General features: G+C 56.0%; 1 protein-coding gene. It reads right to left on the bottom strand.

Features of this window, described 5'->3' with window-relative positions; genetic code table 11:
• On the bottom strand, positions 1-250 hold a 250-nt coding region (locus LJE08_RS14270), incomplete at both ends, for an alkaline phosphatase (protein WP_227403616.1).

The raw sequence follows: 250 nt of genomic DNA, 5'->3' as shown, positions 1-250 counted from the left end.
AGAGATTCCAAGGGTTTGCCTGCCGGGTCTACGCCTACCATATGGTAGTTCGTTTTATGGCCGGTGGCCAGTGCGGTACCTCCGGCTCCGGAGTCGGTGATGAGGCGGTTGGCGCAATAGGTTTTCGAGAGGCCGGTGTATTGGGAGTTGTCCAGCCAGAGCTTGCCCCGGTTGGCGGTCCAAGCGGAATACATGTGCATAAGGCTCATGCCGTCGCCGATCATGAGGATCACGTTCTTTATTTTCTTTC

Origin of the sequence: Holdemanella sp. DFI.5.55 (genome assembly GCF_020593575.1) — a bacterium.
GTDB lineage: Bacteria > Bacillota_I > Bacilli_A > Erysipelotrichales > Erysipelotrichaceae > Holdemanella > Holdemanella hominis.
The sequence above is the reverse complement of the archived record's forward strand: the minus strand, read 5'-3'. Positions and strand labels throughout refer to the sequence as shown.